We start from the raw sequence: 24,775 nt of genomic DNA, 5'->3' as shown, positions 1-24,775 counted from the left end.
CATGGCCTGCGATCTCTGCACGCTGCTGGCAGCATCCGATGACCCCAGCATCATCTGGCGCGACGATGCATTGGCCATCGTCGCCGTCGATGAACCGGGCTATCCCGGTTTCACGCGCGTCGTCTGGAACGACCACGTGAAGGAAATGACGGACCTGCAGCCGGCCGACCGCGAGCGCGTGATGCGCGCCGTGTGGGCCGTCGAAGTGGCGCTGCGCGACGTGCTGGCGCCGCACAAGGTCAACGTGGCCAGCTTCGGCAACATGACGCCGCACGTGCACTGGCACGTGATCCCCCGTCATGCCGACGATGCCCACTTCCCGAACCCCACCTGGGGCGCGCGCCAGCGCGACGCCTCCCCGGCCGCGATCGCCGTCCGCACGGCCCTGCTGCCCGAGCTGCACGCGGCCATCACCGAACGCATGAACGAATCCGACTGAAGCACACCATGGCCAATCCCACTGCAATCACGCTGCACAACCAGTCCCGCTACCTCGAAATCGCCTTCGACGACGGCGCCACCTTCAACCTGCCGTACGAGTTCCTGCGCGTGTATTCGCCGTCGGCGGCCGTGCAGGGCCACGGCCCGGGCCAGGAGACGCTGCAGGTCGGCAAGCGCGATGTCGGCATCACCGACCTGGAACCGGTCGGCCAGTACGCACTGAAGCCCATCTTCACGGACGGCCACGAGTCCGGCCTGTACACCTGGCAGTACCTGTATGAACTGGGCCAGAACCAGGACACGCTGTGGAAGGACTACCTGGCCCGCCTGTTCGGCGCCGGCTTCCCCGGCGACACGGGCCGCATGCCCGGCACCGAGCTGCCTGGCGCTGCCGCGCCGCACCAGGGCTGCGGGCACCACCACTGAGCCGTCCGGCGGCGATGCAACCGGAGATCCATCCCGAAGCGGCCGTCGCACCGGGCTACCTGGCCAACCACGCCGCGCGCGTCTTCAACCGCATGGTCGATGCGCGGCTGCGCGAGCACGGCATCACGCTGGCCCTCGTCGGCCCCTTGCTGCTGCTGTCCTGGAAGGGCGCGATGCTCCAGCGGGACATGGTGCGGGCCTCCGCGGTCAAGCAGCCGGCCATGGTGGCCCTGCTGGACAAGCTGGAAGCCATGGCCCTCATCGAGCGCAGCGTCCTCGCCAGCGACAAGCGGGCCGCCACCGTGCGGCTGACGGAAGCGGGCAGCGCGGCCGCCGCGATGGGCCGGCGCGTACTGATCGAAGTGAACGCGCTGGGCGTCGCCGGCATGTCGGCGGAGGAAGCGGCCGTGCTGGTCGGCCTGCTGGGCCGCCTGATCGCCAGCCTGGAGGACGCGCCCGGCGATTAATATCACGTATGATGTAATTTTCCCCGGGAGATTACGCATGGACCGACGCATTCTTGTCACCGGCGCCAGTGTCGCCGGCACCACCGCCGCCTGGTGGCTGACGCAGCAGGGTTTCGGGGTCGACGTCGTGGAGCGCGCGCCCGCGTTTCGCGACGGCGGCCAGAACGTGGATGTGCGCGGCAGCGCGCGCGAGGTACTGCGCCGCATGGGCCTGGAGGAGCGGGCGTTCGCACGCAGCACGCGGGAGCGGGGCACGGACTGGGTGGACGAAGACGATTCCGTCATCGCCCGGTTCGAGGCGGGCGACTCCGACAACGACAGCGGCCCCACGGCCGAACTGGAAATCCGCCGCGGCGACATCGCCCGCATCATCCACGACGCCGCCCGCGAGCGCGCCGCATTCCGCTTCGGCGACAGCATCGCCAGCCTCGCGCAGGATGCATCGGGCGTGGACGTGGCGTTTGCCAGCGGCCGGCAGGCGCGCTACGACATCGTGGTGGTCGCGGAAGGCGTCGGTTCGCACACCCGCGAGCTGGTGTTCCCCGGCGAGAACGAGCCGCGCTGGATGGACCTCACCATCGCCTACTTCAGCATTCCCGCGCAGCCGGGCGACAGTCCCTACGCGCGGCAGTACAACACGGTGCACGGCCGCGGCGCGACGCTGAAACAGGCGCTCGACGGGAAGCTGGGCGCCTATCTCGGCATCCAGAAGAAGCCGGAGGGCGAGCATGCGTGGGATGTCGAACGCCAGCGCCGCTTCATCGAAAACCGGTTCGCGGACGACGGCTGGGAAATCCCGCGCATCCTGGCCGCCATGCGCGACGTGGACGACTTCTATTTCGACGTGCTGCGGCAGGTGCGCATGCCGCGCTGGTCCGATGGCCGCGTGGTGCTGACGGGCGACGCGGCCTGGTGTCCCACGCCACTGACCGGCATCGGCACCACGCTGGCGCTGGTCGGCGGCTATGTGCTGGCGGGCGAACTGGCGCAGGCGCCGGATCCGGCCAGCGCCTTCGAAGCGTACGAGCGCGTGATGCGGCCCTTCGTCGAGAAAGGACAGGACCTGCCGAAGATCGTGCCGCGCCTGCTGTGGCCCCATTCGGAGGCGGGGCTGGCGCTGATGCGCGGCGCCATGCGGGTGGCGGGCATGCCTGTCATCAGCAAGGCCATCCAGAACGGTTTCGCCCGCGATCCGGACGCGATCGACCTGCCGGACTACTGACGAACGCCAGCCCTGCCGCTGTCGCGCAGCGCTATTGTGCGCACCGGTTCGGAGCATGGGAATACTGTTGCAACTGAGTCTGTCGTTCAGTTGGCAAAACACGTTCCTCTCCGGAGACACCATGTCCAAGCTTACCGTCCGCTTCAGCCTGATGGCTGCGCTTTCGCTGTTTGCCGTGATGATCGCGCTGGGTGCGGCGCTCGGGGTGCTGATGATCAGCCGCTCCAACAATGCGCTGGCGCTGGTGCAGGGCATCGCGCTGGAAACGCAGGCCATCAACGACGTCTACAAGGAAGCCACGCGGGTCCGGTCGAGCGTCAACCGCGCCTATTCGGAACTGCGCGATGGCGGCAAGGCGGCGGCCAATGGCGGCGCCGTCGACAATGCCCGCAAATACCAGGCGAACGCGCAGAAGATGCTGGACGGGTTCACCGCGGCAGAACCCACGCCCGGCGTGGACCTGCAGCTGCGCCGGAACCTCGTCGATGCGTCCAAGCGGCTGATGACGACACTGGAGGAGGGCACGGCAGCGCTGGCCCGTGGCGACGCGGCCGCCTTCGCCCTCATCAACAGCCGCGACCTCACGCCGCGCGGCGCCGAGATCTCCAAGCTGCTGGAGCAGTTCCAGAAGGTGAACACGGAACGCAGCGAGGCGCTGATGGTGGAGCGCCGGAACGAATACCGGCTGGTGCTGTGGCTCGTGGCGGCCGGCCTGGCGGGCGCGCTGGCGCTGGTGGTGGCGATGCACTACTTCCTGCGCAGCCTCGTCATCGCGCCGCTGGAGCGCGCCGTGAAGGTGCTCGACAACGTGGCGCATGGCGACCTCACGGCGCAGGTGGAGGTCAGCAGCGACAACGAGATCGGCCGGCTGATGCGGGGCATCGCCACCATGCAGGGCAGCCTCGTGGAGATGGTGGCCAATGTGCGCGCATCGGCGCAGACGATCGGCATCGCGGCCAACGAGGTCGCCACCGGCAATATGGACCTGTCGGAGCGCACCGAGAGCCAGGCCAGCGCGCTGGAACAGACGGCGGCCACGATGGAGCAGCTGACCAGCACCGTCAGGAGCACGGCGGACAACACCATGCAGGCGCGCCAGCTGGTGGAAGCCGCATCGGGCAAGGCGGCGGCGGGCGGCGCCGTGATGGGGCAGATGGCCAGCACGATGAGCGCGATCGATGCGTCGTCGCGCAAGGTGGTCGACATCATCGGCGTCATCGACAGCATCGCCTTCCAGACCAATATCCTGGCCCTGAACGCCGCCGTGGAAGCGGCCCGCGCGGGCGAGCAGGGCAGGGGCTTCGCCGTCGTCGCCTCCGAGGTGCGCACGCTGGCCCAGCGCAGCGCCGCCGCGGCCCGCGAGATCAAGGGCCTGATCGACGAATCGGTGGAGAAGGTGGGCTCCGGCAGCATCCTGGCCGAGCAAGCCGCCAGTGCCATGAGCGACATGGTGTCGAGCGTGGAGCGGGTCACCGGCATCGTCATCGACATCGCCGAGGCGAGCCGCGAGCAGAGCGATGGCATCAACCAGGTCAACCAGTCGATCGTGCAGATGGACGAAGTCACGCAGCGCAACGCCGCCCTGGTCGAGGAAGCCGCCGCCACCACGCAGTCGATGCGCGACGAAACCGACAGCCTGCTGCGCGCCGTGAGCGCCTTCAAGCTGGCCGGCGATGCCGCCATTGCTGCGGCACCGGCACCATCGCTGCGTCCCGCGCCCCGCGCCACCGCCCCCACCGCCCCCGCTACCCAACCCGTCCCGCAACTGCCGCGTCGCGCAGCCCCCGCCAGGACCGCTCCCGCCGACGACTGGGAAGAGTTCTGAACCTGCCGTCGTATATGGATGAGTCCGTGTCACCCTCTGGGGTCAGGCGTAGTGACACGAACTCAACACTAGGGCTCTCGGTTTTCCTGTCGCTCACGGCGTGCCCCTGACAATGCCTGACGTTCCCGGAAATCAGCGCTACTGCTGAGTGCGTGTCACTACGCCTGGAAGGAGCGCGGCCCTGCATGGCCGCACCGCTGCACAGGCGCGAAGCTGCGCTCCGCGAAACCCCTGTTACGCCCCCACGGCGTAACGCGAGCTCGGCAATAGTTATTTGCGCGGCCAGGTCCAGGTGCTGCCGGCAACGGTGACGGGGCGGGGGATCAGCTTTTCCTTGTAGAACAGGTCGGCGATTTTCTGCTGGTTGGCAATGATGGCGGCGTCGATCGGCATCACGCCGGCCTTCTGGCGGCCCAGCCACGTGGCGATGACATCCGGTGGCACGCCCACCTGCGGCGCCATCATTGCCACCATTTCCTTCTGGTGCGCGTTGGCCCACTGGCCCGCCTGCGCGATCTGTTCGAGCAGCGCGGCGACGCCCTGCGGGTCCCGCTTCACGAACGCACGCGAGGCGAGATAGAAGCCATTGGCCTGCAGCAGGCCGGTGTAGTCCGCCACCACGCGCGCCTGGTACGCCTTCTGCGCGGCGGCCATGTACGGATCCCATACCACCCACGCATCGATGCTGCCGCCGTCAAAGGCGGCGCGCGCTTCCGAGGGGCCGAGGTAGATCGGCTGCACGTCGTGCAGCGTCATGCCGGCGCGGTTCAATGCGGCGACGAGCAGCAGGTGCGAGCCGGAGCCCTTCACGAACGCCACGCGCTTGCCCTTCAGCTGCGCCACCGTGCGGATCGGCGAGCCGGGCTTGACGATGATCGCCTCGCTGGCCACCGGTGCCGGCTCGGCGCCCACGTACACGAGGTCGATGCCGGCCGCCTGCGCGAAGATGGGCGGCGGCGCGCCGGTGGTGCCGAAATCGAGACTGCCCGCATTCAGCGCTTCGAGAATCTGCGGACCGGCCGGGAACTCGACCCATTTCACCGTCGTGCCCCGCGCCGCTAACGCCTTCTCCACCGCACCCTGGCGCTTCAGTAGCGCCATCAGCCCGCCGCCCTTCTGGAAGCCGATGCGCACCGTGTCCGCCCATGCCGGCAACGCCGCTGCCAGCAATAGCGCCAGCAATACCAGCCAGATCTTCTTCATGCCATCTCTCCGTTCAGTCATCAGGTACTCTCCCGTTCCACCAGCTCGCAGCCCAGCAGGTTCAGGCGCGCCGGTTTGCCATCGTCCGGCAGCTCGCCGAGCGCCTGCAGGATGCGCTGCGCCGCGATCTCGCCGATCTCGCGGCCGGGCGGACGGATCGTCGTCAGGCTGGGCAGCAGCAGCGACGAGAACGCATAGTCGCCAAAGCCCATCAGCGCGCACCGTTGCGGCACCTGCAGGCCGGCCCGTTGCGACGCCAGCAGCGCGCCGGCCGCCAGGTTGTCGTTGGCGAAGACGATCGCATCGGCCTTGCGGCGCCCGCGCGTCAACGCTTCCAGCGCCTGGCGGCCCGCATCGAACGGCGCCGCCTCGGTAGGCGCATAGGTCCACGGTTCCAGGCCGTGTTCCTCCAGCACGGCCGCATAGCCGTCGCGGCGGTCGATCGCGGAGAGGTCGCCGGCCACGCTGTTCTGCACGAATGCGATGCGTTTATACCCTTTCGAAAGCAGGTGCCGCGCCGCCTGCGCACCCACCTCGTGGTTCGAGTAGCCCACCTGGATCGGCTTGCGGCGCGGATGGTAGTCCCAGGTTTCCACGACGGGAATGCCGGCCCCCGCCAGCATGGCTTCCGTGCCTTTGGTATGGAAACGCCCCGTGACGACCAGCGCCGCCGGCGACCAGCCCAGGAAAGCGCGCACGGCGTTCTCTTCCTGCTCCGCCGAGAAATAGCTGGAGGCCAGCAGCACCTGGTAGCCGTGGCGGTTCAGCGTGTCGTTGAAGCTCTGGATGGTGCTGGCGAAGATCGGACCCGAGATGTTCGGCACGACCATCCCCACCACCTTGCCGCGCGACGAAGCCAGCCCGCCGGCAACGAGGTTCGGCACGTAGTTCAGCTGCGCCACGGCGGCATCGATGCGCTCGCCCAGTTCGGCCGACACGTAGCCGTTCTTCTTCAGGTAGCGCGACACCGTGATCGAGCCCACGCCGGCCAGGCGCGCGACATCGTGGATGGTGGCGCGGCCGGAGCCGCGGCGCTTGCGTGCCGGCTCCTCGTTTGCTTCTTCGTCCGGTTTGTTCTTCATATTCCCAAACAACATATCGATGGTTATTTTGATTCTTTGACTTCAAAATCGGCATCCCGGACACTGCGACGGTATCGGTACCATACAGAAAAGTCTAGCAGCCTTCGGAGGCGGAGCAAAGCTGGTTTTCTGCAGTGGCAGGTCGGTTTTTCGCATATGGGGAAGTCATGAAAACGCAGCAGAACAAGAACAGTCATCAGAACAAAAGCAGGCACTGGAAGATCAAGGCCGGCGTGGCAGCGGGGCTGCTGGCCGGCGCGGGCCACGCACTGGCAGTCGAACCCGTCGGCGACGAGCCGGCCGAACCTGCAACCGCAGCAGCGGAGCGCCTGCCGTCGGATGGCTCCCTGCCCAGCGTGACGGTGACGGCCACGCGCCGCAGCGCCTCGCTGCAGTCGGTGCCGCTGGCCGTGTCCGTCGTCAGCGGAGAGCAACTGGAACTGTCGAACCGCACCAGCATCGACACGGTGGTGCAGGAAATCCCGAGCGCCAATTTCCGCCAGCAGGGCGGCAACAAGGACACCACCGTGTTCGTCCGTGGCATCGGTACCATCTCCACGTCGCCCGGTGTTGAACCGACCGTGTCGACGGTGGTCGATGGCGTCGTCTATGCGCGTCCGGGCCAGGCCACCATCGACCTGCTCGACATCGACCGCATCGAAGTGCTGCGCGGTCCGCAGGGCACGCTGTTCGGCAAGAACGCCTCGTCCGGCGTACTGAACATCATCAGCCGCGCCCCCACCGACCAGTTCACCGGCTACGTGGATGCCGCCGCCTACACTGGCCACGAGAGGCGCGTGCGGGCTGGCGTCAGCGGCGCCCTGCAGCCGGGCGTGCTGCGCGCCTCGATCAATGCGGTGTATGCGGACTACGACGGCAACGTGACCAACGTCCACGCTGGTGGGGGCAAAGTGAATGGCTACGAGCGGCGCGGCGTACGCGGCCGCCTCGACATCACGCCGAACGCCGATACCGACATCGTGCTGATCGCCGACTACCTGAAGGCGGAAAGCTCGCCCACGCAGACGGCGTACAAGCAGACCAGCGCACCGTTCGCGCAGGCGCTGCTGCCGGCCGTGGCGGGCAGGGAAAACCGCCAGGTCAACTTCGACCTGGAGAACGCGGTGGACGACACCAGCAAGGGTGTCTCCGCGCAGGTGAACTGGCGCCGCAACGGCTACACGCTCACCTCGATCACCGCCTGGCGTGCCTGGGACAACGACCAGCACACGACCACCTCCGCGATCGGCAATAGCGCCGAAGCGGCCCGCGTGACGAGCGCCTTCCCCGGCACGCGTGACATCGGCACGCTGGAGTTCACGCAGGCGTCGCAGGAGTTCCGCATCGCCTCGCCGAAAATCGAGCTGTCGGACCTTGGCGCAATTGACTACGTGGCCGGCCTGTACTACCTGCATGGCAAGGACCGCGAAACCTACCAGCGCATCGTGACGACGGCGGCCGTCAACAGCGGCCGCGCCGACTACGGCATCAGGAGCGACAGCTACGCCGCATTCGGCGAGGGTACCTTCCACTTCAGCCCCACGTGGCGCGCCATCGGCGGTGCGCGCTGGACCCGCGACGAACTGGAATACGACCACCTGCGCACGTCCACGCAGTCGAGCGCCTTTGCCGGCGTGCAGCCGGGCACGCAAAGCGCGGGCAGCACCGACGAAAAGGCGTGGTCGGGCCGGCTCGGCCTGCAGCACGACTTCGCGCCAACGGCGACCGCCTATGCCACCTGGTCGCGCGGCTATAAAGGCCCGGCCTACAACGTGTTCTTCAACATGCTGCCGCGCGATACGCTGGCGCTGGCGCCGGAAACGTCGAACTCCGTCGAACTGGGCTTCAAGGGTTCGGCCTTCGCGCGCCGCCTGACGCTCAATGCCGCGCTGTTCCACACGGACTATTCGAACTACCAGGCGAACTTCTACGATACCGTGGCCGGCGCCGTCGTCACGCGCCTCGTCAATGCAGGCGACGTATCGACGCGCGGCCTGGAGCTGGACGTGACGGCACGTCCCACCACGCAGCTGACCGTGACGGCCGCCGCGGCCTGGACGGATGCGCAGGTGGACAACTTCAACTGCCCGCCGGCCGCCGCCGCCGCATCGTGCAACCTGAACGGCAAGACGCTGCCGTTCGCGCCGCGCTTCAAGGGCTTCCTGCGCGCCGGCTACGCGGTGCCGCTGGCCTCCGGCCACGACCTGAACTTCAGCGCCGACTACACGTACCAGAGCCGCACGCAGTACGACCTGTTCCAGGCCGCGGATGCGATCCAGCCGGGCTACGGCATCGTCAACGCGTCGGTCGAACTGGCGCAGGTGGCGCAGGGCTGGCGCATCGCGCTGGTGGGCAAGAACCTGGCCAACAAATCGTATGCGACGAACCTGATCAGCAGCACGGGCTATGTGCACCGCGTGGTGCCGCGTGACGACAGCCGCTATTTCGGCCTCACCGCGCGCAAGGAGTTCTGATGGCAGCGTCCACACGGAGGCAGCTCAGCCTCACCGCCTTCCTGATGCGCCATGGCCACCACGTGGCCGCGTGGCGGCATCCGGACACGGACCTGTCCTCGCCGCCATTCGAAGTGATCCGCCAGCAGGTGCAGAGCGCCGAGCGGGCCTGCCTGGATGCGGTGTTCTTCGCCGACAGCGTGGCCCTGACCGGCGCGCCATCGCTGGAGCCGCTGACGATGCTGGCGGCGCTGGCCGCCGTCACCAGCCGCATCGGCCTGATCGCCACGGCCACGACGACCTACAACGAGCCGTACACGGTGGCGCGGCAGTTCGCCTCGCTGGACAGCATCTCGAACGGCCGCGCGGGCTGGAACCTCGTCACCTCCGACAACGCGGCGGAAGCGGCCAACTTCGGGCGCGACCGGCACGTCGATCACGCGGTGCGCTATGCGCGGGCCCGCGAGTTCCAGGAGGTGGTGAAGGGACTGTGGAACAGCTATGGCGACGGCGCCTTCGTCAACGACAAGGCGGCCGGCAGGCTGCTGGACAACGCGCACGTGCATCGCCTCGACTACCGCGGCGAGCATTTCTCGGTGGCCGGACCATTGAACGTGCCACCGAGCCCGCAGGGCCGTCCCGTCGTCGTGCAGGCCGGCAGTTCGGAAACGGGGCGCGACCTGGCAGCCGCCACGGCCGATGTCGTCTTTACCGCGCAGCCGTCGCTGGCCGGGTCACAGGCGTTCTACCGCGATATGAAGGGCAGGCTGGCTGGCTACGGCCGCGCGGCGGACAGCCTGCGCGTGACGCCGGGGATCTTTGCGGTGGTGGGCGAGTCGGTAGGGGAAGCGCAGGACAAGTTCGGCGTGCTGCAGGACCTGATCGAGCCGCAGGCGGGCCTGGCGCTGCTGGGCCGGATGATCGGCAACTTCGACCTGTCCGGCTATCCGCTGGACGGGCCGCTGCCGGAGCTGCCCGTCACGCAGGATGGCCAGCGCAGCCGCCAGCAGCTGCTCACCAGCATCGCGCAAGGCGAGAACCTGACGATCCGCCAGCTGTACCAGCGCATCGCCGGCGGCCGCGGTCACTTCACCGTGATCGGCACGGCCGCGCAGATCGCCGACCAGATGCAGCAGTGGTTCGAGGAGGGCGGGGCGGACGGCTTCAACCTGATGCCGCCGGCGCTGCCGGGCGGGCTGGACGACCTGCTGGCGCAGGTGGTGCCGGAACTGCAGCGGCGCGGTCTGTTCCGCACCGCGTACGAGGGGTCGACGCTGCGCAGCCACTTCGGGCTGCCGGCACCCGACTGACTGGTACGGCAGGCATGACGTTGATAAAACCGTCGCACGACCGGGTCCCGCATCGAAAGCGGCGATCACATCAACCACTTGCTCATCGATGAACAGCGGCCAGATGAAAACGGCCGCTCTTCGCCGAGCGGCCGGTTCGTGCCAGTGCAAAGCTGGCTAAATTGCTACCGGTACTGACAGCGAGCTGCCAGTCGGTGGCAATCAGTTCGTCATGCCGTGGCGCAGCACGAATTCCTCGTAGCGGCGCTGTTCGCGTTCCCAGATGTAGCGGAAGGCGGCGCGGGCGGCCGGCGGCAGCGTGCGGATGGCTTCGGCATTGAACTGCATCGGTGCAGGCGGCTTTTCGCCGAGGGCGCGGCGCGCCTGGGCATCCGTGGCGTCGATCATTTCGCGGGTCGCGCTATCGATCTCCGGGAAATAGATATCCTTGGGGAGTTGATGTTGAAGCTCCATTGTCTTCCTCCGATTTGAGACAAATGCCGGACAGACTGACCGGCTTGCTCGCTTAACGCAGCCTTGTTTATACCGGTTGACACGTTTTCGAAAAACTGGTGGATATTGCCAATTAGGTAAGCTTGCCGAACTGGCGCCTCCCCCGGAAGGCCGCTTGTATAATGCCGGGAGATCAACCCGCCCGAGAGCCATGACCAATACCACCCACTTCGGCTACAAGACCGTCAACGAGGACGACAAAGTCAAGGAAGTCGCCAAGGTGTTTCACTCCGTCGCCGCGAAGTACGACGTGATGAACGACCTGATGTCCGGCGGCCTGCACCGCATCTGGAAGACGTTCACGATCGCCAACGCGGCCGTGCGCCCCGGCATGAAGGTGCTGGACATTGCCGGCGGCACGGGCGACCTGGCCAAGGCGTTCGCGAAGGGGGCGGGACCGACGGGCGAGGTCTGGCTCACGGACATCAACGAATCGATGCTGCGGGTGGGGCGCGACCGTCTCTTGAACAAGGGCCTGGTGACCCCCACGTTGCTGTGTAATGCGGAAAAATTGCCCTTCCCGGACAATTATTTCGACCGCGTGAGCGTGGCCTTCGGCCTGCGCAACATGACGCACAAGGACCAGGCGCTGGCGGAAATGCGCCGCGTGCTGAAACCGGGCGGCAAGCTGCTGGTGCTGGAATTCTCGAAGGTGGCGGCACCCCTGCAGAAGCCGTACGACGTCTACTCGTTCTCCGTGCTGCCCTGGCTGGGCCAGCGCATCGCGAACGATTCGGAAAGCTACCGCTACCTGGCGGAATCGATCCGCATGCACCCGGACCAGGAAACCCTGAAGACGATGATGCAGGCGGCAGGACTGGAACGGGTCCAGTATTACAACCTGACGGCGGGTGTGGCCGCGCTGCACACCGGCATCAAGCTGTAGCACCAAAGTAAAAGGATAGAGACATGAAACTGAAGAAACTGCTCGTCGTTGCCACGCTGGCACTGGCAACGCTCTCCATGACGGCCGAGCTGGCCGCGCGCCCGATGGGCGGCGGCAAGTCGTTCGGCCGCCAGTCGCAAAGCGTGAACCGCATGGCGCCCCGTCCGGCACCGGCACCGCAGCAGCAGCAGGTGCGTCCCGCCAACCAGCCGACGCCGGCACCGGCCGCGCCCGTGAAGCGCCCGAGCCCGTGGAAGGGCATCCTGGGTGGCGCGCTGCTGGGCCTCGGCCTGGGCGCGCTGCTGTCGCACTTCGGCCTGGGCGGCGCCCTGGCCAGCGCGATCGGCTCGATCCTGACGTTCGCCCTGATCGCCGGCGCCATCTACTTCGTCTGGCGCCTCATCAAGGGCAAGTCGCAGATGGCGGCGCCGAAACCGGCCGCAGCGTATTCCGGCGGCTTCGGTGGCAACAATGACAGCAATGTCGGCAATGGCAATTTCGGCAACGGCAACAACAACGCTGGCGGCATCAACAATAATGCCGCGTACACCAACGGTTCGTCCACGCCGGAGATCGGCTCGCGCCTGCAGCCTGCCGCGTTCGATCCGGTCACGCCTGCCGCTTCGGGCCTGGACCTGAACAAGCCGGGTTCTGCGCCTGCCGCACCGCACCAGCCATGGGGCGTGCCGGCGGACTTCGATACCGCGGCCTTCCTGCGCCATGCCAAGGGCAATTTCATCCGCCTGCAGGCCGCCTGGGACAAGAGCGACGTGAACGATATCCGCGAGTTCACCACCCCGGAAGTATTCGCCGAGCTGCGCATGCAGATCCAGGAACGGGGCGGCAAGGACGACTACACGGATGTGGTGGAGATCGAAGGCGAGCTGCTCGGCATCGAGAACAACGGCACCGACTACCTGGCCTCCGTGCAGTTCACGGGCCGCATCAAGCCGGCACCGGACGCGCTGCCGGAGCCGTTCAACGAGGTATGGAACCTCGTCAAGCCGGTGCAGGGCAATGCCGGCTGGCTGCTGGGCGGTATCCAGCAGCTGGCGTAATGCCGGTCAGCACAGTAAGGCAATGGAACCACGGTGATGCAGCCAGGCGGCTGGCAGTGTTAAAAGCCGTACACGGTTAACCGTCTGCAAACTGGTAAGATCGAGACCGCCCGGAATGGTTCCGGGCGGTTTTGTTTTTTGCGTCCGCCAGATTGCGCCCCAGAGACATGTTTCCATTCCCTATCCCGTTGCCCGACGGGCTGTCGGCCGGGCTTCCCAGCTTGAGCACGCCCGCCGCTGCCACGATCAACCATCTGCTGGCCCAGGAGCCGTGGGCACGTGGCGAGCTGAAGCAGTTTGCCGGCAAGGTCGCCCGCATCGATGCGTCGCCGGCCGAGCTGCGCCTGCGCGTGGCGGCCGATGGCATGGTGGAGGCCGCCGATGCCGCGCAGGCCGCCGCCGTCACCATCCGCGTCAAGCTGTCCGACCTGCCGCTGATCGCCCGGAACCGCGAGCGCGCCTTCTCGTATGTGCAGATCGAGGGCGATGCCGAATTCGCCAACGCCATCTCGCGGCTGTCGCAGTCGCTGCGCTGGGAAGCCGAGCACGACCTGGAAAAGCTGTTCGGACCGGTCGCGGCCGTGCGGCTCGTCGATGGCGCAAAGGCGGCCTTTGCCTCGCTGCAGCAGGGCCACCGCAAGTTCACCGAGAACGTGGCCGAGTACTTCCTGGAAGAGAATCCGGTGCTGGTGCGTCCGAGCACGACCGAAAGCTTCGCCAGCGATGTGACGCGCCTGCGCGACGATGTCGAGCGCTTCGCCAAGCGGCTGGAGCGTGTGGAAAAGAACCTGAAGGGAAGCGCCCCGGCGCCTGCCGTCCAGCACAGCGGCCCGGCGCCCACCACGGAAACCTGATGATCCTGAAATTCCTTCGCCTGATCAAGATCCTGCGTGTGCTCGTCAAGTATGGCCTCGACGAGATCGCGATCTCCGGCTTCGACAGGCCGGGCATCAACCGCTTCCTCGATACCGCATTTTTCTGGCGCAACCTGTCGACGCCGCGCGCCATCCGCCTGCGCATGGCGCTCGAAGAGCTGGGCCCCATCTTCGTCAAGCTGGGGCAGGTGCTGTCCACCCGCAGCGACCTGGTGCCGCCCGACATCGTGCTGGAACTGTCCAAGCTGCAGGACCGCGTGCCGCCGTTCGATTCCGACCTGGCCATCGCCCAGATCGAGCGCTCGCTGGGCGCCCATCCGGACCAGCTGTATGCCCGCTTCGAACGCGTGCCGGTCGCTTCTGCTTCCATCGCGCAGGTGCACTTTGCCGTACTGCCCGATGGCACGCAGGTGGCCGTCAAGGTGCTGCGCCCGGGCATGAAGAAGCTGATCGACGAGGACGTGGCGCTGATGCACCTGGCCGCCGATTTCATCAACCGCGTGTGGAAGGATGCCCACCGCCTCAAGATGAAGGAAGTCGTCGGCGAGTTCGACAAGTACCTGCACGACGAGCTGGACCTGATGCGCGAGGCCGCCAACGCCGCCCAGCTGCGCCGCAACTTCGCCGAATCGAACCTGCTGATGGTGCCGGAGATGTTCTGGGACTACTGCTCCAGCAGCGTGATCACGATGGAGCGCATGCACGGCATCCCCGTGTCGCAGATCGAGCGGCTGATCGAGGCGGGCGTGGACATGAAGAAGCTGGCCAGCGACGGCGTGGAGATCTTCTTCACGCAGGTGTTCCGCGACGGCTTCTTCCATGCCGACATGCACCCGGGGAACATCCTCGTGTCGATCGAGCCGGAAACGTTCGGGCGCTACATCGCGCTGGACTTCGGCATCGTGGGCACGCTGAACGACTACGACAAGGATTACCTGTCGCAGAACTTCCTGGCGTTCTTTCGCCGCGACTACAAGCGCGTGGCCGAGGCGCACATCGAATCGGGCTGGGCGCCGAAGGAGACCCGCGTCGACGAGCTGGAAGCGGCCGTGCGCGCCTGCTGCGAGCCGATCTTCGACCGGCCGCTGAAGGACATCTCGTTCGGCCAGATTTTGCTACGCTTGTTCCAGACCTCGCGCCGCTTCAACGTGGAAGTGCAGCCGCAACTGGTGCTGCTGCAGAAGACGCTGCTGAACGTGGAAGGCATGGGCCGCGTGCTCGATCCCAACCTGGACCTGTGGAAGACGGCGAAACCGCACCTGGAGCGCTGGGTGTCCGAGCAGGTGGGCTGGCGCGGCCTGCTGGACAAGCTGAAGGCCGAGGCGCCGCGCTACTCGCACATCCTGCCGCAGCTGCCGCGGCTGGCGCACCAGGCGCTGGCACGGCTGGGGGAACGCGACGACAGCACCAACCGCCTGCTGCGCGAGCTCGCCGACGAGCAGCGCCGCACCAACCGGATGCTGAGCTTCTTTGTCTATTTCGTTGGCGCATTCGCGGCCGGCGCCGTGGGTTTCCAGGCCTGGCTGCGCTGGCATGGAGCCCTGTAGATGACCGACTTCGCGCACCGCGACCCGCTGTCTCCCGCGTTCTGGGACGAGCGCTTCACGAAAAGCTTCACGCCCTGGGACAAGGGCGGCATCCCGGAGCGCCTGCGCCGCCTGGTGGCGGCCGCCGATGCAGCGGTCGATGCCTCGATCAGGCCGCCGGTGGCGCTGATCCCCGGCGCCGGCTCCGCCTACGAGCTGGACCTGATGGGCGAGGCGGGCTGGGATGCCACGGCCGTCGACTTCGCACCGGAAGCCATCGCCCGCGCACACCAGGTGGTGCGGCGCTGGCCCGAGCGCATCGTCCAGGCCGACTTCTTTACCTATCAGCCGCCAAAGCCGCTGGACGTCATCTACGAGCGCGCCTTCCTGTGCGCGCTGACGCCGGAGCGCTGGCCGGATGTCGCCCGGCGCTGGGCCGAGCTGCTGCCGTCCGGTGGCCTGCTGGCCGGCTACTTCTTCCTCGGTCCCACCGAATCCGGTCCGCCGTTCGCCATCGAGCGCAGCCAGCTCGACGCGCTGCTCGCCCCCTGGTTCACGCTGGCCGCCGACGAAGCCGTCACCGACTCGCTGCCCGTCTTCGCCGGCCGCGAGCGCTGGCTGGAGTGGCGCCGCCGCTAATACACTGTCGAGCCCGTGTCATGGTGCCAGGCACCATGATACGGGCTCAGCTGTCGCTCTGCTGTTGAACCCGTGTCACGGTGCCTGACCCTAGCTGACACGGGCCCATCAGTCATCATCCTGCCCAAATCCCATAGTTCCCGCCAAAACACTTTATAATGCAGGGTTTTTGATGTTTTTCGCGGAGTAAGAATGCCTATCTATGCCTACCGCTGCGAGGAGTGCGGCTTTGCCAAGGATGTGCTGCAGAAGATCTCCGATCCGCAGCTCACCGTGTGCCCCTCCTGCGGCCAGTCCAGCTTCAAGAAGCAGGTGACGGCGGCCGGCTTCCAGCTGAAAGGCACGGGCTGGTACGTGACCGATTTCCGGGGCGGCAATGCGCCGGCCACCGGCGTGGCCAGCGGTGCCAGGAGCGATGCCCCTGCGGCGACGGAATCGGCCCCGTCTGGAGCAACGCCGGCGACGCCAACCGTGGCGGCCGCGACCGGCACCGGTGACAAGAAGTAAGCCGCCGATGAGCCTGATCCGCAAGTGCTTCCTCACGGGCCTGCTGGTGCTGGTGCCGCTGGCGATCACGGCCTGGGTGCTGAACCTCGTCATCGGCACGCTGGACCAGTCGCTGCTGTTCGTGCCGGAACGCTGGCAGCCGCACACGCTGTTCGGCTTCGACATTCCCGGGCTGGGCGCCATCCTGACGCTGCTGATCGTGTTCATCGTCGGCCTGCTGGCGAACAACCTGATCGGCAACTTCGTGCTGCGCCAGTGGGAACGGCTGCTGAACCGCATTCCCGTCGTCAGCTCGCTGTACGGCAGCGTGAAGCAGGTGTCGGACACGCTGTTCTCGTCGTCCGGCAACGCGTTCCGCAAGGCCGTGCTGATCCCGTACCCGCACGCGGATTCGTACACCATCGGCTTCCTGACCGGCGTGCCGGGTGGCGACGTGAAAAACCACCTGGTGGGAGACTATGTGAGCGTGTACGTGCCCACGACGCCGAACCCGACCTCCGGCTTCTTCCTGATGCTGGCGCGCGACAAGGTGGTGGAACTCGACATGACCGTCGATGCCGCCCTGAAGTACATCGTATCGATGGGCGTGGTAGCGCCCGACTAAACGCCCGAATAAAACAAATCAACTTGAATCGAGAATCAACCATGTCAATGCGTACTCATTACTGCGGCCTCACCACCGAAGCCCTGCTGGGCCAGACCGTCAGCCTGTGCGGCTGGGTGCACCGTCGTCGCGACCACGGCGGCGTCATCTTCATCGACCTGCGCGACCGCGAAGGCCTGGTGCAGATCGTCTGCAATCCCGAGCAGGCCGAAGTGTTCAAGGTGGCCGAAGCCGTACGTAACGAGTTCTGCCTGCGCGTCACCGGCGTGGTGAAGGACCGCCTGGCCGGTACCGTGAACAGCAACCTGAAGTCCGGCAAGATCGAAGTGATCTGCTCGGAACTGGAAGTGCTGAACCCGTCCGTGGCCGTGCCGTTCCAGCTGGACGACGACAACCTGTCCGAAACCACCCGCCTGACGCACCGCGTGCTGGACCTGCGCCGCCCGCAGATGCAGAACAACCTGCGCCTGCGCTACAAGGTGACGATGGAAGTGCGCAAGTACCTGGACGACCTGGGCTTCATCGACATCGAAACGCCAACGCTGACCAAGTCCACGCCGGAAGGCGCGCGTGACTACCTGGTGCCATCCCGCGTGAACGCCGGCCAGTTCTTCGCGCTGCCGCAGTCGCCGCAGCTGTTCAAGCAGCTGCTGATGGTCGCCAACTTCGACCGCTACTACCAGATCACCAAGTGCTTCCGCGACGAAGACCTGCGCGCCGACCGCCAGCCGGAATTCACGCAGATCGACTGCGAGACCTCGTTCCTGAGCGAGCAGGAAATCCGTGACCTGTTCGAGGACATGATCCGCAAGGTGTTCAAGAACACGCTGGCCATCGACCTGCCGAACCCGTTCCCGGTGATGAACTTCTCCGAAGCGATGGGCTCCTACGGTTCCGATAAACCGGACATGCGCGTCAAGCTGCAGTTCACCGAACTGACCGACGTGATGAAGTCCGTCGACTTCAAGGTCTTCGCCGCCGCCGCGAACATGCCGAACGGCCGCGTGGTCGGCATGCGCGTACCGAAAGGCGCCGAGATGCCGCGTTCGGAAATCGACGCGTACACCCAGTTCGTCGCCATCTATGGCGCGAAAGGTCTCGCCTACATCAAGGTCAACGAGAAGGCCAAGGGCCGTGACGGCCTGCAGTCGCCGATCGTCAAGAACATCAACGACGAAGCGCTGGCGCAGATCCTGGCACTGACGGGCGCCGAAGACGGCGACCTGATCTTCTTCGGCGCTGACAAGGCAAAAGTCGTCAACGACGCGATCGGCGCGCTGCGCGTGAAGATCGGCCACTCCGAGTTCGGCAAGAAGAACGGCCTGTTCGACGACGTGTGGGCACCGCTGTGGGTGATCGACTTCCCGATGTTCGAATACGACGAGGAAGACGATCGCTGGACCGCCACGCACCACCCGTTCACGGCGCCGAAGGACGGCCACGAGGACCTGCTGGAAACCAACCCGGGCGCCTGCATCGCCAAGGCCTACGACATGGTGCTGAACGGCTGGGAACTGGGCGGCGGTTCGATCCGTATCCACCGCGAAGACGTGCAGTCGAAGGTGTTCCGCGCACTGAAGATCGGCCCGGACGAAGCGCGCCTGAAGTTCGGCTTCCTGCTGGACGCGCTGCAGTACGGCGCGCCGCCGCACGGTGGCCTGGCGTTCGGCCTGGACCGCATCGTCACGCTGATGACGAAGTCCGATTCGATCCGCGACGTGATCGCGTTCCCGAAAACGCAGCGCGCCCAGGATCTGCTGACGCATGCGCCGTCGGAAGTGGACGAGAAGCAGCTGAAAGAGCTGCACATCCGCCTGCGCGCGGCCGAGCCGAAAGTGGCTGGCTGAGTTTCGCTGATGGAGAAAAGGGCGCTGCAGGCGCCCTTTTTTACACCTGCGGCGGATGCCTGGGGTCTGCCGGATCGCCGTACCGCCCCGGTAAGTGGTCATGTATCCGTAGTTGCCGGCAGCATCAGGGACTGACCCCGGTTTTCCCTGGCGTGCCGGTGTCGCCGGCAAACACCGGGGACAGACCCTGCGACGCAGCCGCCGCTTGCGACATCAAGAAACCCCGGCGCAGCCGCCCTTTGCGACATCGCCCACCGATGACCAAACCCTACAAAATCCCCGAATCCGTCCTCGTCGTCATCCACACCGCCGACCTGGAGGTGCTGCTGATCGAGCGGGCCGGCAATCCCGGCTTCTGGCAGTCCGTCACGGGCTCGCTGGATGCACCCGACGAGCCACTGCCCGCCACGGCCACGCGCGAGCTATTCGAAGAGACGGGCATCGTCGCCGATGGCGAACGCATCGTTCTCCGCGACTGGCACCTGTCGAACGTCTACGAGATCTATCCCGTCTGGCGGCACCGTTATGCGCCCGGCGTCACGCACAACACGGAGCACGTGTTCAGCGTGGAAGTGCCGCGCGATATTCCCATCCTGCTGTCGCCGCGCGAGCACACGGCGCACGTGTGGCTGCCCTACCTGGAAGCGGCCGACAAGTGTTTCAGCAGTTCCAATGCCGAAGCGGTGCTGCAGCTGCCCCGCGTGCTGGGCCGCTGAAGGCCGGCCTGCAATCGTGTCCCCCGCGCACGATTGCCGCGAGAAAAGAATCCAGCTTGGGGCTAGAATCATTGCATGAAGATCAAAGTCGCCACCTACAACATCCACAAGGGCGTTTCCTACCGCAGCAAGCCGCGGGTGGTCGCGCTGAAGCAGGCCATCGAGTGCTTTGATGCGGAGCTGATCTTCCTGCAGGAAGTGCAGGGCCAGCACGACCGCATCGCCGCGCTGTATGGCGAAGAGCGCCACGGCACGCGCCATTGGCCCACCGGCAGCCAGCACGAATTCTTTGCCGGCGAGTCGCACCAGTCGGTGTATGGCCTGAACGCGCAGTACGACCATGGCCACCATGGCAACGCGCTGCTGTCGCGCTACCCGATCCAGAAATGGACCAATACCGATATCTCGGATCATGCCTATGAAAAGCGCGGCATCCTGCACTCCGTCGTCGAGACGCCGCAGGGCGCCGTGCACTGCTTCGTGATCCACCTCGGCCTGTTCGAACGCAGCCGCGTGCGGCAGGTCGATGCGCTGATCGAGGCGGTCAGGCTGTCCGCCCCGAACGGCGAACCGGTGATCATCGCCGGCGATTTCAATGACTGGCGCAATACCCTCAGCGCCAAACTGCGCAAGGCGCTGGGAGTGGTGGAGGTGTTCGACGAAGTGGCTTCCCGCTCCAGCCTGGGCGACCTGGTCCGTACCCTGGCGCGGCGGCAGGCTGCCGTCCGTCCGGCCCGCACCTTCCCATCCGCCTTGCCCTTCTTCCGCCTCGATCGCATCTATGTGCGCGGCTTCAAGGTAGAATCGGCAGAGGTCCTGCATGGCCCGTTGTGGGCCAAGCTGTCCGACCATGCGCCGATCGTGGCGACCCTGAAACTGGCCTAGCGTCCTGGCAGGTATGCGTTCCGTCGAGTTCATTGCCGATAACGAAGTCAAGCTCCTGCACTGCGGTACCGAATTCTTCCCCGCCCTGGTGGAAGCGCTCGATGCCGCGCAGTACGACGTGTATTTCGAAACGTATATCTTTGCCGATGACGAGACCGGCCAGGCAATCCTGGCCGCGCTGATGCGGGCGGCTCAGAGGGGCGTCACCGTGTGCGTGATCACGGACTGGTTCGGCACTGGCAACGCCCGTTCCAACCGCATGCATGCGCAATTGCTCGAGGCAGGTGTCGAGCACCGTATCTTCAACCCCTGGTTCCGGCGCGGCATCACGCGCACGCACCGCAAGATCTGCGTGGTGGACCGCTGCGTCGCCTTTGTCGGCGGCATCAACATCAACGACGACATGTTCTGCGACTACGACCACAGCATTGCGCTGTGCGCGCCGCGCTGGGACTTCGCCGTGGCCGTGAAGGGGCCGCTGGTGTCGGCGATCCACCGCGAGGCCGTCGCCCAGTGGCGCCGCCTGGGGCACATGCCGCTGGCGCAGCGCTACCACCTGTACAAGGAAACCCGGCGTGCCAACAAGGCGGCCAACGAACCGTCCGTGCAGGCCGGCTTCGTGGTGCGCGACAACCTGCGCAACCGCCATACCATTCAGAAGGCCTACCTGCAGGCGCTGGGGCGTGCCAAGAAAAGCGTGCTGCTGGCGAATCCGTATTTCGCGCCGGGCCGCAAGTTCCGCCGGGCGCTGTCGCAGACGGCCCAGCGCGGCGTCGACGTGGTGCTGCTGATCGGCGTGGGCGAGCACTGGCTGCAGGATGCCGTCGCCCATTCCTTCTATCCGAAGCTGCTGGCCTCCGGCGTGCGGCTGCTGGAATACCGCAAGACGCAGTTGCATGCCAAGGTGGCCGTCATCGACGACGAGTGGGCCACCGTGGGCTCGTCCAATGTAGATGGGTTGAGCCTGTTCTTGAACCAGGAAGCGAATGTCGTGATCAAGGATGCCGCCTTTGCCAGGGATCTGCGCAAGCATATCGAGATGGCCGTGTCCGAAGGCGTGGAAGTGTTCCCGCACGAGTACGAGCACGTCGGCCGCTTCCGCCGCATCGGCTACGAGATCGCCTACGTGGTGTACCGGACGCTGATGCGCATTTTCGCGGTAGGTAAATATGCTTGAGAGTGTACGGATCGACAAATGGCTGTGGGCGGCGCGCTTCTTCAAGACGCGCAACCTGGCGATCGACGCCATCGACAGCGGCAAGGTGAAGCTCGGCGGCGACCGCATCAAACCCGCGCGCCTGCTGAAGCTGGGCGAGCGGCTGCACATCGACAACGGCTCGGACGAATGGGATGTGCTGGTGGTGGGCCTCTCGGACCAGCGGCAGGGCGCCCCGATCGCCCGCACGCTGTACGAAGAGAGCGAGGAATCGCTGGCGCGCCGCGCCAAGGAGCAGGAGCGGCGCAAGCTGTTCACCGAGCCGGCCGCCGACCTGAAGGGCCGCCCCACCAAGCGCGACCGCCGCGTGCGCGACCAGCTCGATCACGGCGAATAGTTTCCCGAAAAATGGGGACAGACCCCATTTTTTTGGAAATCTTTCTCGAAAAATGGGGTCTGTCCCCATTTTCTCGCCCCCTGCGTTTGCGGGCGCAAGCCGCTTCGTCAAAATAGAACGCCACCTCTAACAATCAGGTTTGACATTTATCCACCACTGGATAATAGTACGAGCGTTCGTAATTTTTTCCACACGAAGCAGGGGCGGCGGGCGAGAATCAGGTTCCTATTTCTCCCGAAGCCGGATGCCCAAGTGAGTACTCTAGCCATCAATACCTCGACTAAATTCATGCGCAAGGGCGAGATGACCCGCGCTGCCATCCTGGACGTGGCACTCGACCTGGCCAGCCGCGACGGGCTGGAAGGCCTGACCATCGGCCTGCTGGCGGACCGGATGAACATGAGCAAATCGGGCGTGTTCGCGCACTTCGGTTCGCGCGAGGACCTGCAGCTGGAAGTGCTGAAGCTCTACCACAGCCGCTTCGAGCAGGAGGTCTTCTACCCCAGCATCAAGGAAGAACGGGGCCTGCCGCGGCTGCGCGCGATGTTCGCGCACTGGGTCAAGCGCGTGTCGATCGAGATCGCCTCCGGATGCATCTACATCAGCGGCGCTGTCGAGTATGACGACCGCCCGGGCCCGATCCGCGAGGCGCTGGTGGCGATGGTCGGGGCCTGGCAGGCCGCATTGCTGCGCGCCACGGAGCAGGCCGTCGAATGCGGCCACCTGAAGGCGGGCATCGATGCCCAGCAGCTGGTGTACGAGACGTATGGCCTGATCCTGGCCGTGCATCACGATGCCCGCTTCCTGCGCATTCCCGGCGCCGTCGAGCGGGCCACCGTGGGCTTCAACCGCCTGATCGAAAATTACCAGCCTTAATGCAGCACCAGTTTCAATGCGGCAGGTCACGAGCCTGTCACTTCCGAATCGTTCAATAACTTAGTTCAAGTCGTCAGGAGATAAACATGGGTCAATACGTCGCGCCAATCCGGGATATGCAATTCGTGCTGCATGAGTTCCTCAAGGTGGAAGAGCACCTGAAGGAACTGCCGGCCCACGCCGAGACCGATGCCGAGATCATCAACGCAGTGCTCGAGGAAGGCGCGAAATTCACCTCGGAAGTGCTGTTCCCGCTGAACCACTCCGGCGACCGCGAAGGCTGCCACCACGACGCGGAAGCGAAGACCGTCACCACGCCGAAGGGCTACAAGGAAGCGTATAAACAGTATGTCGAAGGCGGCTGGGCCGCGCTGGCATGCGATCCCGAATACGGCGGCCAGGGCCTGCCGGTGGTGCTGAATAATTCGTTCTACGAGATGCTGAACTCGTCCAACCAGGCCTGGACGATGTACCCGGGCCTGTCGCACGGCGCCTACGAGTGCCTGAAGGAACACGGCACGGAAGAACAGAAGAAGACCTACCTGCCGAAGCTCGTCTCGGGCGAATGGACCGGCACGATGTGCCTGACCGAACCGCACTGCGGTACCGACCTGGGCCTGCTGCGCTCGAAGGCGATCCCGAACGACGACGGTTCCTGGACGATTACCGGCAACAAGATCTTCATCTCCGCCGGCGAGCACGACATGGCCGACAACATCCTGCACCTGGTGCTGGCCCGCGTGCCGGACGCACCGGAAGGTTCCAAGGGCATCTCGCTGTTCCTGGTGCCGAAGTTCCTGCCGAACGCCGACGGTTCCGTCGGCGAGCGCAACCCGATCTTCTGCGGCGCCATCGAGGAAAAGATGGGCATCCACGGCAACTCCACCTGCCAGATGAACCTGGACGGCGCGAAGGGCTGGATCATCGGCCAGCCGAACAAGGGCCTGAACGCGATGTTCGTGTTCATGAACGCGGCCCGCCTGGGCGTGGGCATGCAGTCGCTGGGCCTGACCGAAGTCGCGTACCAGAACGCGCTGGTCTACGCCAAGGACCGCCTGCAGATGCGCTCCCTGTCGGGCGTGAAGGCACCGGACAAGCCAGCCGACCCGATCATCGTGCATCCGGACGTGCGCCGCATGCTGCTGACCGCGAAAGCCTACGCCGAAGCGGGCCGCGCGTTCACCAGCTACGTGGCCCTGCAGATCGACCGTGAACTGAACCACCCGGACGAAGAAGTGCGCAAGGAAGCGGCCGACGAAGTGGCGCTGCTCACGCCGATCGTGAAAGCCTTCATCACCGACAACGGCTGGATCGCCACCTCGGAAGCCATGCAGGTGTACGGCGGCCACGGCTACATCGCCGAATGGGGCATGGAGCAGTACGTGCGCGATGCGCGCATCAACATGATCTACGAAGGCACGAACACCGTGCAGTCGCTCGATCTGCTGGGCCGCAAGATCCTGATGGACAACGGCGCCAAGCTGCGCAAGTTCGGCGAGAAGATCCGCGCCTACGTGGAAGACAACGGTACCGACGAAGCCATGTCCGAGTTCATCACGCCGCTGGCCGACCTGGGCGACAAGCTGACGAAGCTGACGATGGAAATCGGCATGAAGGCCTTCCAGAATCCGGACGAAGTGGGCGCCGCCGCCGTGCCTTACCTGCGCGTGGCCGGCCACCTGGTGTACAGCTACTTCTTCGCCCAGATGGCGCAGATCGCGCTGGCGAAACAGGACTCTGGCGACAAGTTCTACGAAGCGAAGCTGCAGACCGCGCGCTTCTACTTCGCCCGCCTGTACCCGGAAACGGCGATGCTGATCCGCCAGGCCCGCTCCGGCGCCGCGAACCTGATGGCGCTCGACGCCGATCTGTTCTAACAGTT

General features: G+C 65.8%; 24 protein-coding genes. 21 read left to right on the top strand and 3 right to left on the bottom strand.

Annotated elements, in window-relative coordinates; genetic code table 11:
* The first annotated feature begins 1 nt into the window (after position 1).
* From IP91_RS24160 to IP91_RS24140, 5 genes are all read left to right on the top strand, one after another.
* Positions 2-439 (top strand): HIT family protein, encoded by a 438-nt coding sequence (locus IP91_RS24160; RefSeq protein WP_145652819.1) that lies wholly within the window; start codon positions 2-4, stop codon positions 437-439.
* Positions 440-447: 8 nt separating this feature from the next.
* On the top strand, positions 448-867 hold the full coding sequence (locus IP91_RS24155; protein WP_145652817.1) for a gamma-butyrobetaine hydroxylase family protein: 420 nt from the start codon (positions 448-450) through the stop codon (positions 865-867).
* A gap of 14 nt (positions 868-881) precedes the next feature.
* Complete coding sequence (locus IP91_RS24150; protein WP_145652815.1) at positions 882-1,334, top strand: MarR family winged helix-turn-helix transcriptional regulator; 453 nt, start codon at positions 882-884, stop codon at positions 1,332-1,334.
* A 37-nt stretch (positions 1,335-1,371) separates the two neighbouring features.
* Positions 1,372-2,556, top strand: a complete 1,185-nt coding sequence (locus IP91_RS24145; protein WP_145652813.1) for an FAD-dependent monooxygenase — start codon at positions 1,372-1,374, stop codon at positions 2,554-2,556.
* Positions 2,557-2,677: 121 nt separating this feature from the next.
* Positions 2,678-4,381: a methyl-accepting chemotaxis protein gene (locus IP91_RS24140; RefSeq protein WP_145652811.1), complete on the top strand. Its 1,704-nt coding sequence runs from the start codon at positions 2,678-2,680 to the stop codon at positions 4,379-4,381.
* Between the two features lie 270 nt (positions 4,382-4,651).
* On the opposite strand, the gene IP91_RS24135 is transcribed toward IP91_RS24140, so the two are convergent.
* Positions 4,652-5,584: a sulfonate ABC transporter substrate-binding protein gene (locus IP91_RS24135; RefSeq protein ID WP_145652809.1), complete on the bottom strand. Its 933-nt coding sequence runs from the start codon at positions 5,582-5,584 to the stop codon at positions 4,652-4,654.
* Positions 5,585-5,604: 20 nt separating this feature from the next.
* Positions 5,605-6,666: a LacI family DNA-binding transcriptional regulator gene (locus IP91_RS24130; RefSeq protein WP_145652807.1), complete on the bottom strand. Its 1,062-nt coding sequence runs from the start codon at positions 6,664-6,666 to the stop codon at positions 5,605-5,607.
* A 167-nt stretch (positions 6,667-6,833) separates the two neighbouring features.
* On the opposite strand from IP91_RS24130, the gene IP91_RS24125 reads away from it, so the two are divergent.
* Positions 6,834-9,140, top strand: a complete 2,307-nt coding sequence (locus tag IP91_RS24125) for a TonB-dependent receptor (RefSeq protein ID WP_145652805.1) — start codon at positions 6,834-6,836, stop codon at positions 9,138-9,140.
* Positions 9,140-10,429, top strand: a complete 1,290-nt coding sequence (locus IP91_RS24120) for an LLM class flavin-dependent oxidoreductase (protein ID WP_145652803.1) — start codon at positions 9,140-9,142, stop codon at positions 10,427-10,429. The genes IP91_RS24125 and IP91_RS24120 overlap by 1 nt, the downstream gene beginning before the upstream one ends.
* Positions 10,430-10,630: 201 nt before the next feature.
* On the opposite strand, the gene IP91_RS24115 is transcribed toward IP91_RS24120, so the two are convergent.
* The gene (locus tag IP91_RS24115) at positions 10,631-10,882 is read right to left on the bottom strand and encodes a hypothetical protein (RefSeq protein ID WP_145652800.1); all 252 of its coding nucleotides are present in this window, start codon (positions 10,880-10,882) and stop codon (positions 10,631-10,633) included.
* Positions 10,883-11,072: 190 nt separating this feature from the next.
* Between IP91_RS24115 and ubiE the strand changes: the two genes are divergently transcribed.
* From ubiE to IP91_RS24045, 14 genes are all read left to right on the top strand, one after another.
* Positions 11,073-11,807 carry a bifunctional demethylmenaquinone methyltransferase/2-methoxy-6-polyprenyl-1,4-benzoquinol methylase UbiE gene (gene ubiE, locus IP91_RS24110; protein WP_145652798.1) on the top strand — a complete coding sequence of 245 codons (735 nt, stop codon included), beginning with the start codon at positions 11,073-11,075 and terminating at the stop codon, positions 11,805-11,807.
* Positions 11,808-11,830: 23 nt separating this feature from the next.
* Entirely contained in the window at positions 11,831-12,865 is a 1,035-nt protein-coding gene (locus tag IP91_RS24105) for a TIM44-like domain-containing protein (RefSeq protein ID WP_145652796.1), read from the top strand.
* Positions 12,866-13,032: 167 nt separating this feature from the next.
* Positions 13,033-13,719 (top strand): ubiquinone biosynthesis accessory factor UbiJ, encoded by a 687-nt coding sequence (locus tag IP91_RS24100; protein ID WP_145652794.1) that lies wholly within the window; start codon positions 13,033-13,035, stop codon positions 13,717-13,719.
* On the top strand, positions 13,719-15,287 hold the full coding sequence (gene ubiB, locus IP91_RS24095) for a ubiquinone biosynthesis regulatory protein kinase UbiB (RefSeq protein WP_145652792.1): 1,569 nt from the start codon (positions 13,719-13,721) through the stop codon (positions 15,285-15,287). Before IP91_RS24100 ends, ubiB begins: the two co-directional genes overlap by 1 nt.
* Positions 15,288-15,905: a methyltransferase gene (locus IP91_RS24090; RefSeq protein WP_145652790.1), complete on the top strand. Its 618-nt coding sequence runs from the start codon at positions 15,288-15,290 to the stop codon at positions 15,903-15,905. It begins immediately after the preceding gene.
* A gap of 192 nt (positions 15,906-16,097) precedes the next feature.
* Positions 16,098-16,412, top strand: a complete 315-nt coding sequence (locus tag IP91_RS24085; RefSeq protein WP_145652789.1) for an FmdB family zinc ribbon protein — start codon at positions 16,098-16,100, stop codon at positions 16,410-16,412.
* 16 nt (positions 16,413-16,428) lie between these two features.
* The gene (locus IP91_RS24080) at positions 16,429-17,016 is read left to right on the top strand and encodes a DUF502 domain-containing protein (RefSeq protein ID WP_145652867.1); all 588 of its coding nucleotides are present in this window, start codon (positions 16,429-16,431) and stop codon (positions 17,014-17,016) included.
* 41 nt (positions 17,017-17,057) lie between these two features.
* Entirely contained in the window at positions 17,058-18,863 is a 1,806-nt protein-coding gene (gene aspS, locus IP91_RS24075) for an aspartate--tRNA ligase (protein WP_199754734.1), read from the top strand.
* Positions 18,864-19,120: 257 nt separating this feature from the next.
* Positions 19,121-19,579, top strand: a complete 459-nt coding sequence (gene nudB / locus IP91_RS24070) for a dihydroneopterin triphosphate diphosphatase (RefSeq protein ID WP_145652787.1) — start codon at positions 19,121-19,123, stop codon at positions 19,577-19,579.
* Between the two features lie 75 nt (positions 19,580-19,654).
* On the top strand, positions 19,655-20,464 hold the full coding sequence (locus tag IP91_RS24065; RefSeq protein ID WP_145652785.1) for an endonuclease/exonuclease/phosphatase family protein: 810 nt from the start codon (positions 19,655-19,657) through the stop codon (positions 20,462-20,464).
* A gap of 13 nt (positions 20,465-20,477) precedes the next feature.
* The gene (gene clsB / locus IP91_RS24060; protein ID WP_145652783.1) at positions 20,478-21,641 is read left to right on the top strand and encodes a cardiolipin synthase ClsB; all 1,164 of its coding nucleotides are present in this window, start codon (positions 20,478-20,480) and stop codon (positions 21,639-21,641) included.
* Positions 21,634-22,017 carry an RNA-binding S4 domain-containing protein gene (locus tag IP91_RS24055; protein ID WP_145652781.1) on the top strand — a complete coding sequence of 128 codons (384 nt, stop codon included), beginning with the start codon at positions 21,634-21,636 and terminating at the stop codon, positions 22,015-22,017. Before clsB ends, IP91_RS24055 begins: the two co-directional genes overlap by 8 nt.
* Before the next feature lie 288 nt (positions 22,018-22,305).
* Positions 22,306-22,893: a TetR/AcrR family transcriptional regulator gene (locus IP91_RS24050; RefSeq protein ID WP_145652863.1), complete on the top strand. Its 588-nt coding sequence runs from the start codon at positions 22,306-22,308 to the stop codon at positions 22,891-22,893.
* A gap of 86 nt (positions 22,894-22,979) precedes the next feature.
* Positions 22,980-24,770: an acyl-CoA dehydrogenase C-terminal domain-containing protein gene (locus tag IP91_RS24045; protein ID WP_145652779.1), complete on the top strand. Its 1,791-nt coding sequence runs from the start codon at positions 22,980-22,982 to the stop codon at positions 24,768-24,770.
* Positions 24,771-24,775: the final 5 nt, after the last annotated feature.

Origin of the sequence: Pseudoduganella lurida (assembly GCF_007830455.1) — a bacterium.
In the GTDB taxonomy this organism is placed as follows: domain Bacteria; phylum Pseudomonadota; class Gammaproteobacteria; order Burkholderiales; family Burkholderiaceae_D; genus Rugamonas; species Rugamonas lurida.
Note: the sequence above shows the minus strand (reverse complement) of the source record. Positions and strands in the feature narration are given on the sequence as shown.